The following is a 12,756-nucleotide window of genomic DNA, read 5'->3' as shown; positions in this document are numbered from 1 at the left end:
GACATCACGTCCGGCCCGGTCGAGCGTGTTTCCGATGCTGTTTCTTCTGAACGATGTGGTGTTCGACCTGGACGAGGCCTGCCCGGTCACGCCCGCCGACACGCGCCGGTTCGAGAAGCTGTCTTTCGACTATGTGCTGGAATTGGGCTGCGAACTGTTCGCCGAGGATCCGATGCTTCACCGCAACGACCCTCAGCGTGCGCGACGCCTGGCCTGGCTGATCGCCGAGCGCAGCCCGGACGTGAACGCCGCTCTGTTCGCGGCGCCGACCGTCGCCTGCGACCCCGACCTTGTCGAGCCGCGTTTCTGCGCCCTGCCTGATCTTGTCATGCGACAACTCCAGGCCAAGGGCCGTCGCCTGAACGCCGTCGCCGCCGACCGCGCCGTCTGGAACCGCATGGCCGCCTGAAATCAGGCGGCCCAAGGACGTCTCGTCACATCACCGCGTTGAACACGACGTGCACGATCGTCGCCGCCACGAAGATGAAGCCGAAACCGACTGCAAGCCCAAGGGCGGGATGCAGCGGCCGGCGCACGGCATGGCGATCGGCGCGAAGGTGGGCGATGCGGTCTTGAGGATGGATCACAGCCATCGTTCGTTTCCTTTCCCTATGACCCCGGAAAATCCGGGAGAGGGCGTCAGACTCTGTCGGTCCGATCGGTTCCTCGGACCTGACCATGACTCCAATAGCCCCTTGTGGCCAGGGGTTATTTGATCTGGCGCAACATTGTGATGTCATGTGCGCGCGCACTTTGGTCTTTACTCTCGGGCGCAACCGCTGCGATCATGAAACCTCAGCGGGGCGGGGTTGTTCATGAAGCGTCTGATTGCGACCGGCGTAGCGGCGGTTGTGGCAGGGGTGTCTGCATGGGCCACGCCGATGGCTGCACACGCGGACTGGCTGCGCGCCGAAAGCGAGCGGTTCATCGTCTATAGTGACGGGGGCGAGCGCCCCCTGCGCGACTATGTGCAGAAGCTCGAGATTTTCGATCGGGTGATGCAGTTCCGAACCGGAACCCCGATCGCCACGATACCTGCGCGCAAGATGCCGATCTATCTGGTCAGCAACCGCCGCGGGCTAACACGCGTGAATCCCCAAAGCGGCGCCAATACGATGGGCACCTATTTTCCGACCGAGGAGGACATCTTCGCGGTCGCGATCCGGGGCGACGGCAACGGCCTGTCGGGCGACGATGTTCTAATGCATGAATACGCACACCATTTCATGCTCGGCAACTTCCCCGGCTCTTACCCCGCCTGGTTCGTCGAGGGTTTCGCCGAATACTACATGACCGCCGACATTGACGTTCGCGAACGTAAGGTGGTGTTGGGGCAATATAATCAGAGCCGCGCCTACTGGATCGTGTCCGAAAGCTGGATCCCGCTGGACGTGCTTTTGACGAAGCGGCTGAGCGAGGTTCGGTCCGACAGCCACAAGGCGACCTACTATCCGATCGCCTGGCTGCTGACCCACTGGTTCGTCAGCGACCCGGCGCGTCTCGAACAACTTCAGGACTATTTGAGGCGTGTCGCGGGCGGCGAGGAGTCCGTGTCCGCGATGGAGGCCGCAACCAACATGACCCTGCGCGATCTGCAGAGCGCGCTTCGGCGGTATGCGCGGGGTCGACTGGTCGGCAGGACCATCACCGGCCAGTTTCCGACGGCGGACATCGTGGTCACCCGCCTTGCCCCCAGCGCCAACGATCTGCTGCTCATCAATCAGCGCCTCAAAATCGGCGTGCCGGACGGCGATCGCCAGGCCTTGGGCCAAGAGGTCGCCCGGCTTGCCGCCCGGTATGGCGACGATCCCCTGGCGCTTCTGGCTGCCGGTCACGCCGGCGTGCATTTCGGCGACCGAGCCGCCGGCGAGCGCGCTCTTCAACGACTTCTGGAGATCGAACCGGATCATGTAGAGGCCCTGCAGTTCCTCGCTCAAGAACGATTGAAACAGGCGCGCGAGACCGATGACGACGATCAGGCGCAGCAGCTTCGCGTTCAGGCACGGGACTATCTGGCGCACGCCTATCAAGTCGGCCAGAACGACTATCGCACATTGATGTTGCTGTCGGAGTTGCGCCAGAGCCAACCCGGTTATCCCAATGAGAACGACATTTTGACCCTGGGATTGGCATTGGACCGCGCGCCGCAGTTGGCCGCCGTTCGGTTCCAGTACGCCCGCGCCCTGGTCAAGACCGGGAAAAGAAGTGAAGCCATCGACATTTTGAAGCCCCTAGCGAACAATCCACATGGCAGCCGGGCCTCCGCACTGGCGTCGCGCATGATCTCGGCCATCCAGAACGCTCAGGAATTGCCGACTTCGATGGACGCCGCCGCAGAGTCTCAGATCAGCGAGCCGGAGGAAACGCCGGAAAGCCCGCCTGAATCCACCCCTGCCTCCGCCAGCGAGTGACTTTCGGCGCGCGGCGGGGTAGTCGCGCGCCATGTCCTCACTGACCCTGCCCGAAGAAGCCGCGCGCCGCCGGACCTTCGCCATCATCGCCCACCCCGATGCGGGCAAGACGACCCTGACCGAACATATCCTTCTGGCCGGCGGCGCCATTCGCGCGGCGGGCGCGGTGCGGGCGCGCGGCGAGAACCGGCGAACGCGCTCGGACTGGATGAAGATCGAGAAGGAGCGCGGGATTTCCGTCAGCGCCTCGGTCATGACGTTCGAGCACGACGGCAAGATGTTCAACCTGCTGGACACGCCGGGGCACGAGGACTTTTCCGAAGACACCTATCGCACCCTGACCGCCGCCGACTGCGCCATCATGGTGCTGGACGCCGCCAAGGGGATCGAGCCGCAGACGCTGAAACTGTTCGAGGTCTGCCGCCTGCGCGACATTCCGATCATCACCTTCATCAACAAGCTGGACCGCGAGGCCCAGGACCCGATGGCCCTGCTGGACGACATCGCGTCACGGCTGCAACTGGACCCGGCGCCGATCTGGTGGCCCGCCGAGAGCGGCAATCGTCTCAGAGGCATGGTCGAGGTCGGGACCGGCCGGTTCCAGCCCTATACCCGCAAGATCGCCGGCTCGGCCGAAGACCCCGGCCACCCCGCCGCCCTGCCGCTGGATCAGGCGGCGCAGTATTTCGAGGCGGGCGAGCAGGACTCCCTGGCCGAAGCTGTCGAACTGGTCGAGGGCGGCTATCCGGCGTTCGACCGTCAGGCCTTCCTGGAAGGGCATCTGACGCCCGTGCTGTGGGGCTCGGCCCTGCGTCACTTCGGCATCGACGAACTGCTGAAGGCCATCGGCGACTGGGCACCCGCGCCCAAGGTCATGAAGGCCAAAAAGGAATTCCCGCCAGAGACCCGCAACGCCCCCGCCCCGGTCGAAACCGAGGTCGAGCCGGGATCGAACGAGGTCACCGGCTTCGTCTTCAAGGTCCAGGCCAATATGGACCCCAACCACCGCGACCGGATCGCCATGTTCCGCATGGCGTCGGGCGCCTTCAAGCGCGGCATGAAGCTGAAGGTGCAGAACACCGGCAAGTCGCTGTCGGTCAATGCGCCGATCATGTTCTTCGCCAGTGACCGCGAACTGGCCGACGACGCCTTTGCGGGCGATGTGATCGGCATTCCGAACCACGGAGTGCTGCGGGTGGGCGACAGTCTGTCGGAAAGCGGCGTGGTGCGGTTCGCGGGCCTGCCGAACTTCGCGCCCGAAATCCTGCAACGGGTCCGGGTGAAAGACCCGCTGAAGGCCAAGCACCTGAAGAAGGCGCTGGAGGGTCTGGCCGAGGAAGGCGTGACCCAGTTGTTCCGGCCCGAGATCGGCTCGGACTTCATCGTCGGCGCCGTGGGCCAGCTGCAATTCGAGGTCATGGCCGACCGTCTGGGCGAGGAATATGGTCTGGACGTCATTTTCGAACCCAGCCCCTACGCCGAGGCGCGCTGGATCGGCGGGACGGAGGCGGATGTCGAGGACTTCAGCGGCAAATACCGGCCGCAGATGGCGCGCGACATCGACCAGGCCCCGGTCTTCCTGGCCAAGTCCAGCTGGGAGACCGGCTATGTCGGCGAACGTTTCCCCAAGATCGCCTTCACCAAGACCAAGGAACGCGGCTGAGACGCGCCGGACCGCCGCACGGCGCACGGCGCAGCTTCGGACTTTATTCGGCCCCGCGTCTGGGCCATGGTCGGATGTCGGGCGCCATCGCGCCGGAGGACCGATGCCCTTGCTGTTCGCCCTAACCAGCGCCGCCCTGATGCTGCAGGCCGCACCGTCCGTGGGGTTGATCTCCTATGACGAGGCCGTGCGGTGCGCGGGTCTGACCCAGGCGGCGTCGGAACTGGAGGGCAGCGAAAGCGCGCAAGGGCGCAGGCTTTACGACGCGGCGCTTTACTGGTCGCTGGCGGCGATGCAGGCGGCGACCGTCGCCGGCAAGCCCGCCCCCGCTGCTGAGGCCGACCAGACCCGCGCCCGCATCGCCGCCGTACGCCAGTTGAACGGCGATGCGGCCGAGGCCAGGGCCACCCTGCTACGCTGCCAGCAGAAGACGCCGAACCTGGGCTGAGGCCCACAACCGCGTCTGTGGATAAGACCGACCGAACCGCTTCGGCGGCGCTGCGTTTGCATTGGACGCCGCAGGAGACGCAGTCTGCGTCTCGAAGCGGGATTACAGAGGTCCAGCGCATGTTCGAATTCGGCCGCGATCTTCGAAAACTCTTCGCCCAAGCGAGAGAGAGCGAAGACCTGGGCTGGGTCGAGTTGATCGGTCCCGACCTGCTGCGGGCCGAGGCGTTGCGCGAATCCATCGATGCGGGCCGGGTGTCCTGCAACCGACCGTTCGAGATCGAACACCGGGCCGCCGCCCTGTGGCGCGAACACGCCCGGCGGACGGGCGCCGCCGAAAGCCTGGACCGGGCGGACCGCTGCGCCGACAGCCTGGCGCGGTCGGCGGCGAACGAGGATCAGAGGGCGCTGGCGGCGGCGGACGGCGCCGCGGCGGCCATGCTGCGTTTCGATCTGTGCGGCGGACCGGAACGGCTGGACCAGGCCCTGGCGCGGCTGGCCAGCGTTCGTCGCCCGCGCGGCAGGCGCGCCGCCTCCACATTGGCGGCGATCCATGCCCGGCTGAAGGCCCGCATGGCGCGGCTGGCTGGGGACATCGACAGTCTGGCCGAGGCGGGCGGGCTGATGGAAGCGGCGGTTCAGGGCGATGCGGCCGAGGATCTGGACCTGAGGATGGATCACGCCGCCCTGACCCTGGAGACGGGCGTGGTGCGGCGCGACGTGCGTCTGCTGGACCAGGCGGGTCGCAGCCTGGGCGCCCTGGTCGAGATCGCCTCGCCGGATCATCGACCGCTGACGCGCGCGCGGGCGCTGGCGCTTTGCGGCGCCGGTCTGTCGGCCCTGGCGGCCGTGGCGGGACATCAGGCGGCGCGGGCTCAGGCGCGGACCATGTTCGACGCCGCCGCCGACCAGTTCACCCCGGACCACAGCCCCCTGGACTGGGTCGCCATCCAGATTCTGCACGCCGGAGACGCGGCGCAGTCGCTGATGCTGCTGGCCCAGGCGGAAAGCCTGACCCAGGGCCGGGAGCTGGTGCTGGGCGCCCTGGTGCGCGAGCGGCGGATCACCCGTGAAGTCGCCCTGGCCGAGGCGGTCGGCGACCTGGCGGCCCTGATGACGTTGGAAACGCGGCTACGCGCCCGGATGACGGAGGCGACGCCGCTGGACTGGTCTGCGGATCAGATCGGCATGGCCGAGATTCAGCTGTCGCGCCGCCGGTTAACGGGCGTCGAGGCCGGCGGCCTGGGGCTGATCCTGGGCGAGGCGGCGATGACGGCGCGCGAACGGGGCGTGGATGTTCTGGCCGAACGGGCGGACAGCCTGTTGACCACGTCGCGGAGCTAGAGGCGCGCCTCAGCCGCCCATGGCCACGAAGGCGCCGTTCAGGAACCGGGGCTTGCCGTAGCTCAGCCGCTGACCCTCGTCGGCCAGGACGCGGCCGCCGGCCGCCTCCAGCACCGCCTGGCCCGCCGCCGTATCCCATTCCGAGGTCGGGCCGGTGCGGGGATAGGCGTCGAACCGCCCCTCGGCGATCAGGCAGAACTTCAGCGAGGAATCGGTACCCTGCCAGTTCGTGCAGCCATGACGGGCCGCCAGACGCGCCGCCTCTTCATCGGTGACGCTATGGCTCAACAGGGCCAGGCCCTCGCGAGGACGGTCGCGCACGCGGATGGGACGCCAGTCCTCGCCGGCATGGGCCTCCCCGGCCTGAAGGGCGCCGAACTGACGCCGGAAGGCGCCGCCCTCGGGCCTGTCGGTGCGCCAAGTGGTCGAGGTCGCGGGCGCCGTCACGACGCCGGCCACCGGATAGCCGGCGTGGACCAGGGCGATATTGACGGTGAAGGCCTCGCCCCCGCGCACGAACCCACGTGTTCCGTCCAGAGGATCGATCAGCCAGAACCAGTCGTCGGCCGAGGCGGGCGCGCCGCTTTCGGCCACCGCCTCTTCAGCCACGGTCTGGACGCCGGGATAGGCGACCGCCAGCCGTTCCAGGATCAGGGCCTCGGCCGCGCGGTCCGCCTGGGTGACGGGGCTGTCGTCGGACTTGGTCTCGACTGGCGTGCCGGCCCGCCAATAGGGCAGGATCAGCCGCGCGGCCTCCTCCGCGATCTCGGCGATGGCCAGGGACAGGGCGCCCGACTTCAGATCGCGCTCGAGATCGACGTGGGACGGGACAGAGGAGGAGGCGGTCGTCATGGGCGGGTCGATAGACCATCCGGGCGGTTCCATGAACCGGCAAATCACGTCAACTTCGCGCGCGATACGAACTGTGACCTGAGTGCTCCAGCCGCCATGACCCTGACCGACGCCGCCGACGCCGCTCCGATCGACCTTCCCGTCGACGGAACCGAACTGGCCACCTATGTCGCGGCCAAGCTGTGCCATGACTTCATCAGCCCGTCCGGCGCCATCGTCTCGGGTCTGGATCTGATGCAGGATCCGGCCGCTCAGGACATGCGCGACGACGCCATGGCCCTGATCGAGCAGAGCGCCCGCAAGATGGTCGCCCTGGTCCATTACGCCCGCGTGGCGTTCGGCGCCGCGACCACCAGCGAGCGGTTCACGGCGCGCGAGCTGGAGCATCTGCTGGTCGGCATGACCCAGGGCGGACGGGCGTCGCTGGACTGGCGCATAGCGGACGGCGAGTTCTCCAAGCCCCAGGCGCGCGCCCTGACCAATCTGGCCTATCTGACCGTCGGGGCCTTGCCGATGGGCGGCGCGGCGGTGATCCAGACGCGGACGGAAGAGGGGTTCCTCTATCTGGAGGGCTTCGCCGAGGGCGCCCGCGCGCGACTGAAGCCCGAGGCCGTCGTGGGACTGGCGGGCGAACGCCTGACCGAAGGCCTGGCGGGCCAGTGGATCCAGCCCTATTGGCTTTGGCTGACCGTAACCGAGGCCGGCGGCGCGCTGCACGTCAAGGTTGAGGACGGAAAGGTCGCCCTGGTCGCCCGGATGCCCGCCTGAGGCCGTTTCCAAACGACTCGTTAACTGGCATCAGCGCTATAATCGGCCCGAATCCAGGGAACGAGTGCGCCGCGCCATCGAGGAGAGGGCCATGAATTTTCGAACCTGCCTGATCGTCGACGACAGCCGCATCATCCGCAAGGTTGCGCGTCGGGTCATCGAGGGCCTGGGCTATGAGGTCGACGAGGCCGCCGACGGCGCCGAGGCCCTGGCCTATTGCATCGGGGCCATGCCCGACGTCGTCCTGGTCGACTGGAACATGCCGGTGATGGACGGGATCACCTTCCTGCGCCGCCTGCGCGCCACCGCCGGCGGGGATCGGCCCAAGGTGTTGTTCTGCACCATCGAGACCCGGCCCGAACGGATCGCCGAGGCCCTGGCCGCCGGCGCCGACGACTATGTGATGAAGCCCTTCGACGGTGAAATCCTGCAGTCCAAGCTAATGGAGGTCGGAGCGATCGCCGCATGACGCCGGACGATTTCGACAAGCTGCAATCCCTTCTCGCCACCCGCGCCGGCTATCGCCTGTCGCGGGATCGCATCCACCTGGCCGAGCATCGCCTGGGGCCGGTGGCGCGGCGCGAGGGATACGCCAATGTCGAGGCGCTGCTGGCCAATCTGTGGGCCAGTCCGGTGGCCTCCCAGGCCTGGGCGGTGATCGAAGCGCTGCTGAACGCCGAGACCTGGTTCCGGCGCGACCGCGAGCCGTTCCGCATTCTGGAGGCCGAGCTGTTGCCGGCGCTGGCCAAGGCCCGCCCCAACGGCCGCGTCAGGATCTGGTCGGCGGGCTGCTCCACCGGCCAGGAAGCCTGGTCCATCGCCATGGCGGCGCTGGAGACGGACGCCGCCGTCGATCTGATCGCCACCGATCTGTCGCAACGCGCCATCGAGAAGGCGCGCTCTGGCCTCTACACCGGTTTCGAAATCCAGCGCGGCCTGACGGCCCGGACCATGCTGCGCTGGTTCGAGCCGATGGAGGACCAGTGGATCGTCAAGGCGGAACTGGCCGACGCCGTGCGGTTCGGCCGCGCCAATCTGCTGGACGAGCCGACCGACGACGTCCGTTTCGACGTCATCTTCTGCCGCAACGTGCTGAGCGACATGGAGCCGGCGCGGCGCGCGCGGCTGCTGGACGGGCTGGAGCGCCGGCTGGTGGACGACGGCTGCCTGTTCCTGGGCGCCGACGAACGCCTGGAAGGCGAGACGGTGGCCTTCCGTCCCGTCAACGGCCGACGCGGCCTGTATGTGAAGGCGCCGTCCGCCCTGCGACGCGCCGCCTGACCCGCGCGCAGCACGCCGCCGTCAGGCCGCGTGAAGCTCCTGCTTCACCCGTTCGGCCAGGGTCTTGATGTCCAGCGGCTTGGGCAGGAAGGACACGCCCGTCTCGTCCTGCAGCAGGTCCGAGAAATCGCTTTCGGCATAGCCGGAGATGAACATGACCGGGGCGTCGCCCAGATAGGGCCGCGCCTTCTTCAGAAGCGACGGACCGTCCAGGCCGGGCATGATGACGTCCGAGATCATCATGTCGATCTGGCCGGCGTGCTCCTCGGCCAGCAGCAGGGCCTCCTCGCCGTCCGCCGCCTCGATCACCTCATAGCCGCGCTGGCGCAGCAGGCGGGCGGCGATGCCGCGCACGGCGTCCTCGTCCTCCACGAACAGGATGCGGCCGGCGCCGGACAGGTCGCGCGGCGCCTTGACCTTGACCTCGACCGGCTGCACCTCGGCCAGCTCCGCCTCGCCGGCGGCGGGCAGGAACAGGCGGAAGGCCGCGCCGACGATCCTGGCGTCCGGGCCTTCGACATTGCTGACCGCAATATGGCCGCCCGCCTGCTGGGCGATGCCATAGACGGTGGCCAGGCCCATGCCGGTGCCCTCGTTGACCGCCTTTGTGGTGAAGAAGGGCTCGAAGATCTTGTCCAGCAGTTCGGGCGGCACGCCGGGACCGTTGTCGGACACCTCGATCAGGGCGACCTCGTGGGTCGGGGCATCGGCCCAGCCCAGGCCGCGCGCCTCTTCGGCGGTCAGACGCCGCGTCGAGATGGTGACGACGCCCGACCCCGGCTCGACCACGCCGCGCATGGCGTCGCGAGCATTGACGGCCAGGTTCATCACAGCCGTCTCCAGCTGGGACTTGTCGGCCAGAACCACCGGCAGATCGCGGCCGTAGTCGGTCTCCAGCCGCACGTCCTCGCGCAGCAGCCGACGCAGCAGGATGGCGAACTCGCCCACCAGTTCGCCTAGGTCCAGCCGCTCGCGCCGCACCGTGGACTTGCGCGAGAAGGCCAGCAGCTTGCGCACCAGATCGGCGGCGCGAATGGCCGTCTGGCGGATTTCGTTCAGCCCCTCATAGGACGGATCGCCAACCGGGTGGCGCTCCAACAGGCCCGACAGCTGAAGCTGGATCGCGGTCAGCAGATTGTTGAAGTCGTGCGCCACCCCGCCCGCCAGCTGGCCCACGGCCTGCATCTTCTGGGCCTGGTTGAGCTGAAGCTCCATCGACTTCTGCGACGAGACGTCGAACAGCCAGATCCGGCGGCGCTCGCCCTCGGGCGCGACATACAGGTGAAGCATCTTGTCGGGATAGGCGCGCGCGACCAGTTCGACCGGGCCGGACGATCCGGCCGCCAGCTTGGCCCGCGCCTCCGCGACGCCCGCGGGGTCGAACAGATGGCCGAAGGCGGCGTCGCGCGCCGCAGCCGGGCCGGTCAGGACGGCCAGCGCCGGATTGGCCTCTTCCGCCCGCCCGGCGAAGAGGTCGTCGCCGCCGATGACGGCCGAGCCGAACGGCGCGCCGGCGGCCATGGCCCGCGCCTCTCCGGTCACGGCGGCCGCTGTCGAGACCATGTGAGACGAAGCGATGGGCAGGACCGCGTCCGGCGCCGCCCGCATCAGGAACCGCCCCTCTCCGACCCGGCCGATCACCACCTCGACCTCCCGCTTGCCGATCAGGACGATGGCGCGACCGGGTTCGCCCTTCCGAGCCTGGGCGAAGGCCATGTAGAGGGCCTGGGCCGACTTGCCGCGCGGCAGGGCGGTCGTGGAGCCGTTGGCCTCGGCCCAGGCGGCGTTGAAGGCCAGGATCTGCCCCGAATCCCACACCACGGCCGCCGGCTCGGCCATGGCGTCCAGCATTTCTATCGTCGCATCACTATTGGGCCTGGCGTTCGCCGCCCGCCTAAAGCCGAACAGGCCGATCAAGGCGATCGCCCCGACCGTCAGGATCAGCATCAGCCCCGGTGCCGAGGTCGGATTGTCGCGAAACGCCGGATAGGCCAGGGACGCGATCGCCACGACGACGCCGAACGCCATCACGGCGGACAACAGATCGAATGGAGAACGGCGGGTGGACGTCATACGGCCTCGCGAATCAAGGACTTCATCATACGCTCAAATCCTGACGCACCCTTACCGCCGCCCTATCGACGCGCACGCGACTGGAAGACGAAGCCGATGATCTTGGCGGCGGCGTCGAAATGTTCGCGCGGAATGACCTCGTCCACCTCGACCGTCGCATAGAGGGCGCGGGCCAGGGGCACGTTTTCGACGATCGGCACGCCGTGTTCGGTCGCCACTTCCCGAATCCGCATGGCCAGGGCGTCGACGCCCTTGGCCACGCAGATCGGGGCGCCGTCGCCCTGATCCGGCTCATAGCGCAAGGCCACCGAATAGTGGGTCGGGTTGGTGACGATGACGGTGGCCTTGGGCACATTGGCCATCATCCGCTGGCGGCTGCGCTGCATGCGGATCTGCTTCAGCTTGGCCTTGACGTGCGGGTCGCCCTCGGACTGTTTGTAGTCTTCCTTCAGCTCTTCCTTGGTCATCCGCATCCGCTTGGCGAAGCGCATCTTCTGCCAGATAAAGTCGGCCCCCGCCGTCGCGCCCAGCAGGATGATGGCCGAAACGAACAGTGAGATCGCCATGTCGCGCGCCAGCGGCAGTATGGCCAGAGGGCTGACGGCGACCAGATTTTCGAACTCGCGCGCGTGCGGTTTCAGCACCATCCAGCAGATCAGGCAGACGGCGACCAGTTTCAGCAAGGTCTTGAGGAACTGCACCAGACCGTCGGGGCCGAACAGGCGTTTGAACCCCTGCAACGGACTGATCGCCGACCATTTGGGCTTCAGCTTCTCGGCGGTGAAGATCAGGCCCGACTGCGCCAGATTGCCGCCCGCGCCGCCGATGATGGTGGCCAGCATGACCGCCCCCAGGAAGGGCGCGACGGCCCAGACCGCCCGCACCATGATCTGATTGCCCGCGCCGGAGTTCAGCGCGCCCAGCATCTGGTGCGGGGCGGCGATGAAGGGCAGCATCTGTTCGGCGATGGATGAGGCGAACCAGCCGCCGGTCATCAGGATCACCGCCGCCGCCCCCGCCAGGGACAGGACCTGGGCGACGTCCGGCGATTTGGCGACGTCGCCCTTCTTTCGCGCGTCCTCGAGCTTTCGCGGGGTCGCCTCTTCGGTTTTCGATTCGGGATCGGCGCCTTCAGCCACCGGCGCCTCCCCCCGGACCGCCGAACACGAAATACTCCGCCACACGGCGGTATCGGTCGATGAAGATGACGCCGAGCGCGCCCAGGCTCAGGGCGAAGATCGACAGGCCCAGAATGACGCTGAGCGGGGCGACGGCGAAATAGACCTGGAAGGCCGGCATGACCCGCGCCACCAGACCGGACGCCAGGTTGAAGATCAGGGCGAAGACCAGGACCGGGGCCGCCAGCTGAACCCCCAGCATGAAGCTGTCGCCCAGGGTCCGCACCGCCATCTGGGTGAAGTCGGCCATGATCAGCGGCTTGGCCGGGGCGATCAGTTGATAGGATCCCACCATGCCGGCGATGAACAGGTGATGGGTGTCTGTGGCGAACAGCAGCGTCACCCCCAGCAGGGTCAGGAAGGCGGCGATGGTCGTGCCCGGCTGGGCCTGCATGGGGTTGGCCGTCTGGGCGAAGCTGAGCGTGGTCTGCAGCGACACGATCTCGCCGGCGGTCGACAGGGCGGCCATGAACATGCGCAGCAACAGGCCGATCATCAGCCCGACGACCACCTCGCGGATGATCCAGCCGACCATCAGCCCCAGGCTGTCAGGCAGGCCCGGCAGGGCGCCGCGCACGACAGGCCACAGCGCCAGGCTGATGACCAGCGCCAGCGACAGCCGCACGCGCGGCGGCACATAGGTCTCGCCGAAGCCGGGGATCAGCATCAGGATCGCCGCGATCCGGGCGAAGATCAGCCCCCCCGCCCAGACCTGATCGGCGGTTGCCCAGGAGTCCAT

Annotated in this window: 13 protein-coding genes; 8 read left to right on the top strand and 5 right to left on the bottom strand. The window is 67.8% G+C overall.

What is annotated here, in order from left to right; all coding sequences use genetic code 11:
• The first annotated feature begins 34 nt into the window (after positions 1-34).
• On the top strand, positions 35-409 hold the full coding sequence (locus P0Y50_05625; GenBank protein ID WEK41084.1) for a hypothetical protein: 375 nt from the start codon (positions 35-37) through the stop codon (positions 407-409).
• A 25-nt stretch (positions 410-434) separates the two neighbouring features.
• Here P0Y50_05625 and P0Y50_05620 read toward each other — a convergent pair whose 3' ends face one another.
• Positions 435-593, bottom strand: coding sequence for a hypothetical protein (locus tag P0Y50_05620; protein ID WEK41083.1), 159 nt, complete (start codon positions 591-593; stop codon positions 435-437).
• 222 nt (positions 594-815) lie between these two features.
• On the opposite strand from P0Y50_05620, the gene P0Y50_05615 reads away from it, so the two are divergent.
• The 4 genes from P0Y50_05615 (at position 816) to P0Y50_05600 (ending at position 5,865) form a co-directional block, all read left to right on the top strand.
• On the top strand, positions 816-2,411 hold the full coding sequence (locus P0Y50_05615) for a hypothetical protein (GenBank protein ID WEK41082.1): 1,596 nt from the start codon (positions 816-818) through the stop codon (positions 2,409-2,411).
• 31 nt (positions 2,412-2,442) lie between these two features.
• Positions 2,443-4,074, top strand: coding sequence for a peptide chain release factor 3 (locus P0Y50_05610; protein ID WEK41081.1), 1,632 nt, complete (start codon positions 2,443-2,445; stop codon positions 4,072-4,074).
• A gap of 109 nt (positions 4,075-4,183) precedes the next feature.
• Positions 4,184-4,522, top strand: coding sequence for a hypothetical protein (locus P0Y50_05605; GenBank protein WEK41080.1), 339 nt, complete (start codon positions 4,184-4,186; stop codon positions 4,520-4,522).
• A 119-nt stretch (positions 4,523-4,641) separates the two neighbouring features.
• Entirely contained in the window at positions 4,642-5,865 is a 1,224-nt protein-coding gene (locus P0Y50_05600) for a hypothetical protein (GenBank protein WEK41079.1), read from the top strand.
• A gap of 9 nt (positions 5,866-5,874) precedes the next feature.
• Here the strand turns inward: P0Y50_05600 and cysQ are convergent, their stop codons facing one another.
• Entirely contained in the window at positions 5,875-6,717 is an 843-nt protein-coding gene (cysQ, locus tag P0Y50_05595) for a 3'(2'),5'-bisphosphate nucleotidase CysQ (GenBank protein WEK41078.1), read from the bottom strand.
• A 96-nt stretch (positions 6,718-6,813) separates the two neighbouring features.
• Here cysQ and P0Y50_05590 point away from each other — a divergent pair, with 96 nt between their 5' ends.
• From P0Y50_05590 to P0Y50_05580, 3 genes are all read left to right on the top strand, one after another.
• Positions 6,814-7,485 carry a histidine phosphotransferase family protein gene (locus P0Y50_05590; protein WEK41077.1) on the top strand — a complete coding sequence of 224 codons (672 nt, stop codon included), beginning with the start codon at positions 6,814-6,816 and terminating at the stop codon, positions 7,483-7,485.
• A 91-nt stretch (positions 7,486-7,576) separates the two neighbouring features.
• Positions 7,577-7,954, top strand: coding sequence for a response regulator (locus tag P0Y50_05585; protein WEK41076.1), 378 nt, complete (start codon positions 7,577-7,579; stop codon positions 7,952-7,954).
• Complete coding sequence (locus tag P0Y50_05580; GenBank protein WEK41075.1) at positions 7,951-8,766, top strand: protein-glutamate O-methyltransferase CheR; 816 nt, start codon at positions 7,951-7,953, stop codon at positions 8,764-8,766. Before P0Y50_05585 ends, P0Y50_05580 begins: the two co-directional genes overlap by 4 nt.
• A gap of 21 nt (positions 8,767-8,787) precedes the next feature.
• On the opposite strand, the gene P0Y50_05575 is transcribed toward P0Y50_05580, so the two are convergent.
• From P0Y50_05575 to fliR, 3 genes are all read right to left on the bottom strand, one after another.
• Positions 8,788-10,839, bottom strand: a complete 2,052-nt coding sequence (locus P0Y50_05575; GenBank protein ID WEK41074.1) for a response regulator — start codon at positions 10,837-10,839, stop codon at positions 8,788-8,790.
• Positions 10,840-10,901: 62 nt separating this feature from the next.
• Positions 10,902-11,978: a flagellar biosynthesis protein FlhB gene (gene flhB, locus P0Y50_05570; GenBank protein ID WEK41073.1), complete on the bottom strand. Its 1,077-nt coding sequence runs from the start codon at positions 11,976-11,978 to the stop codon at positions 10,902-10,904.
• Entirely contained in the window at positions 11,971-12,756 is a 786-nt protein-coding gene (fliR, locus tag P0Y50_05565; protein ID WEK41072.1) for a flagellar biosynthetic protein FliR, read from the bottom strand. Before fliR ends, flhB begins: the two co-directional genes overlap by 8 nt.

It is taken from the genome of Candidatus Brevundimonas colombiensis (genome assembly GCA_029202665.1).
Classification (GTDB): Bacteria; Pseudomonadota; Alphaproteobacteria; order Caulobacterales; family Caulobacteraceae; genus Brevundimonas; species Brevundimonas colombiensis.
The sequence above is the reverse complement of the archived record's forward strand: the minus strand, read 5'-3'. Positions and strand labels throughout refer to the sequence as shown.

Excerpts from the sequence above, each read along its gene's own strand:
- P0Y50_05625 (WEK41084.1), top strand. The coding sequence starts at position 35 with ATGCTGTTTCTTCTGAACGATGTGGTGTTCGACCTGGACGAGGCCTGC.
- P0Y50_05620 (WEK41083.1), bottom strand. The coding sequence starts at position 593 with ATGGCTGTGATCCATCCTCAAGACCGCATCGCCCACCTTCGCGCCGAT.
- P0Y50_05615 (WEK41082.1), top strand. The coding sequence starts at position 816 with ATGAAGCGTCTGATTGCGACCGGCGTAGCGGCGGTTGTGGCAGGGGTG.
- P0Y50_05610 (WEK41081.1), top strand. The coding sequence starts at position 2,443 with ATGTCCTCACTGACCCTGCCCGAAGAAGCCGCGCGCCGCCGGACCTTC.
- P0Y50_05600 (WEK41079.1), top strand. The coding sequence starts at position 4,642 with ATGTTCGAATTCGGCCGCGATCTTCGAAAACTCTTCGCCCAAGCGAGA.
- cysQ (WEK41078.1), bottom strand. The coding sequence starts at position 6,717 with ATGACGACCGCCTCCTCCTCTGTCCCGTCCCACGTCGATCTCGAGCGC.
- P0Y50_05590 (WEK41077.1), top strand. The coding sequence starts at position 6,814 with ATGACCCTGACCGACGCCGCCGACGCCGCTCCGATCGACCTTCCCGTC.
- P0Y50_05585 (WEK41076.1), top strand. The coding sequence starts at position 7,577 with ATGAATTTTCGAACCTGCCTGATCGTCGACGACAGCCGCATCATCCGC.
- P0Y50_05580 (WEK41075.1), top strand. The coding sequence starts at position 7,951 with ATGACGCCGGACGATTTCGACAAGCTGCAATCCCTTCTCGCCACCCGC.
- P0Y50_05575 (WEK41074.1), bottom strand. The coding sequence starts at position 10,839 with ATGACGTCCACCCGCCGTTCTCCATTCGATCTGTTGTCCGCCGTGATG.
- fliR (WEK41072.1), bottom strand. The coding sequence starts at position 12,756 with ATGGACTCCTGGGCAACCGCCGATCAGGTCTGGGCGGGGGGGCTGATC.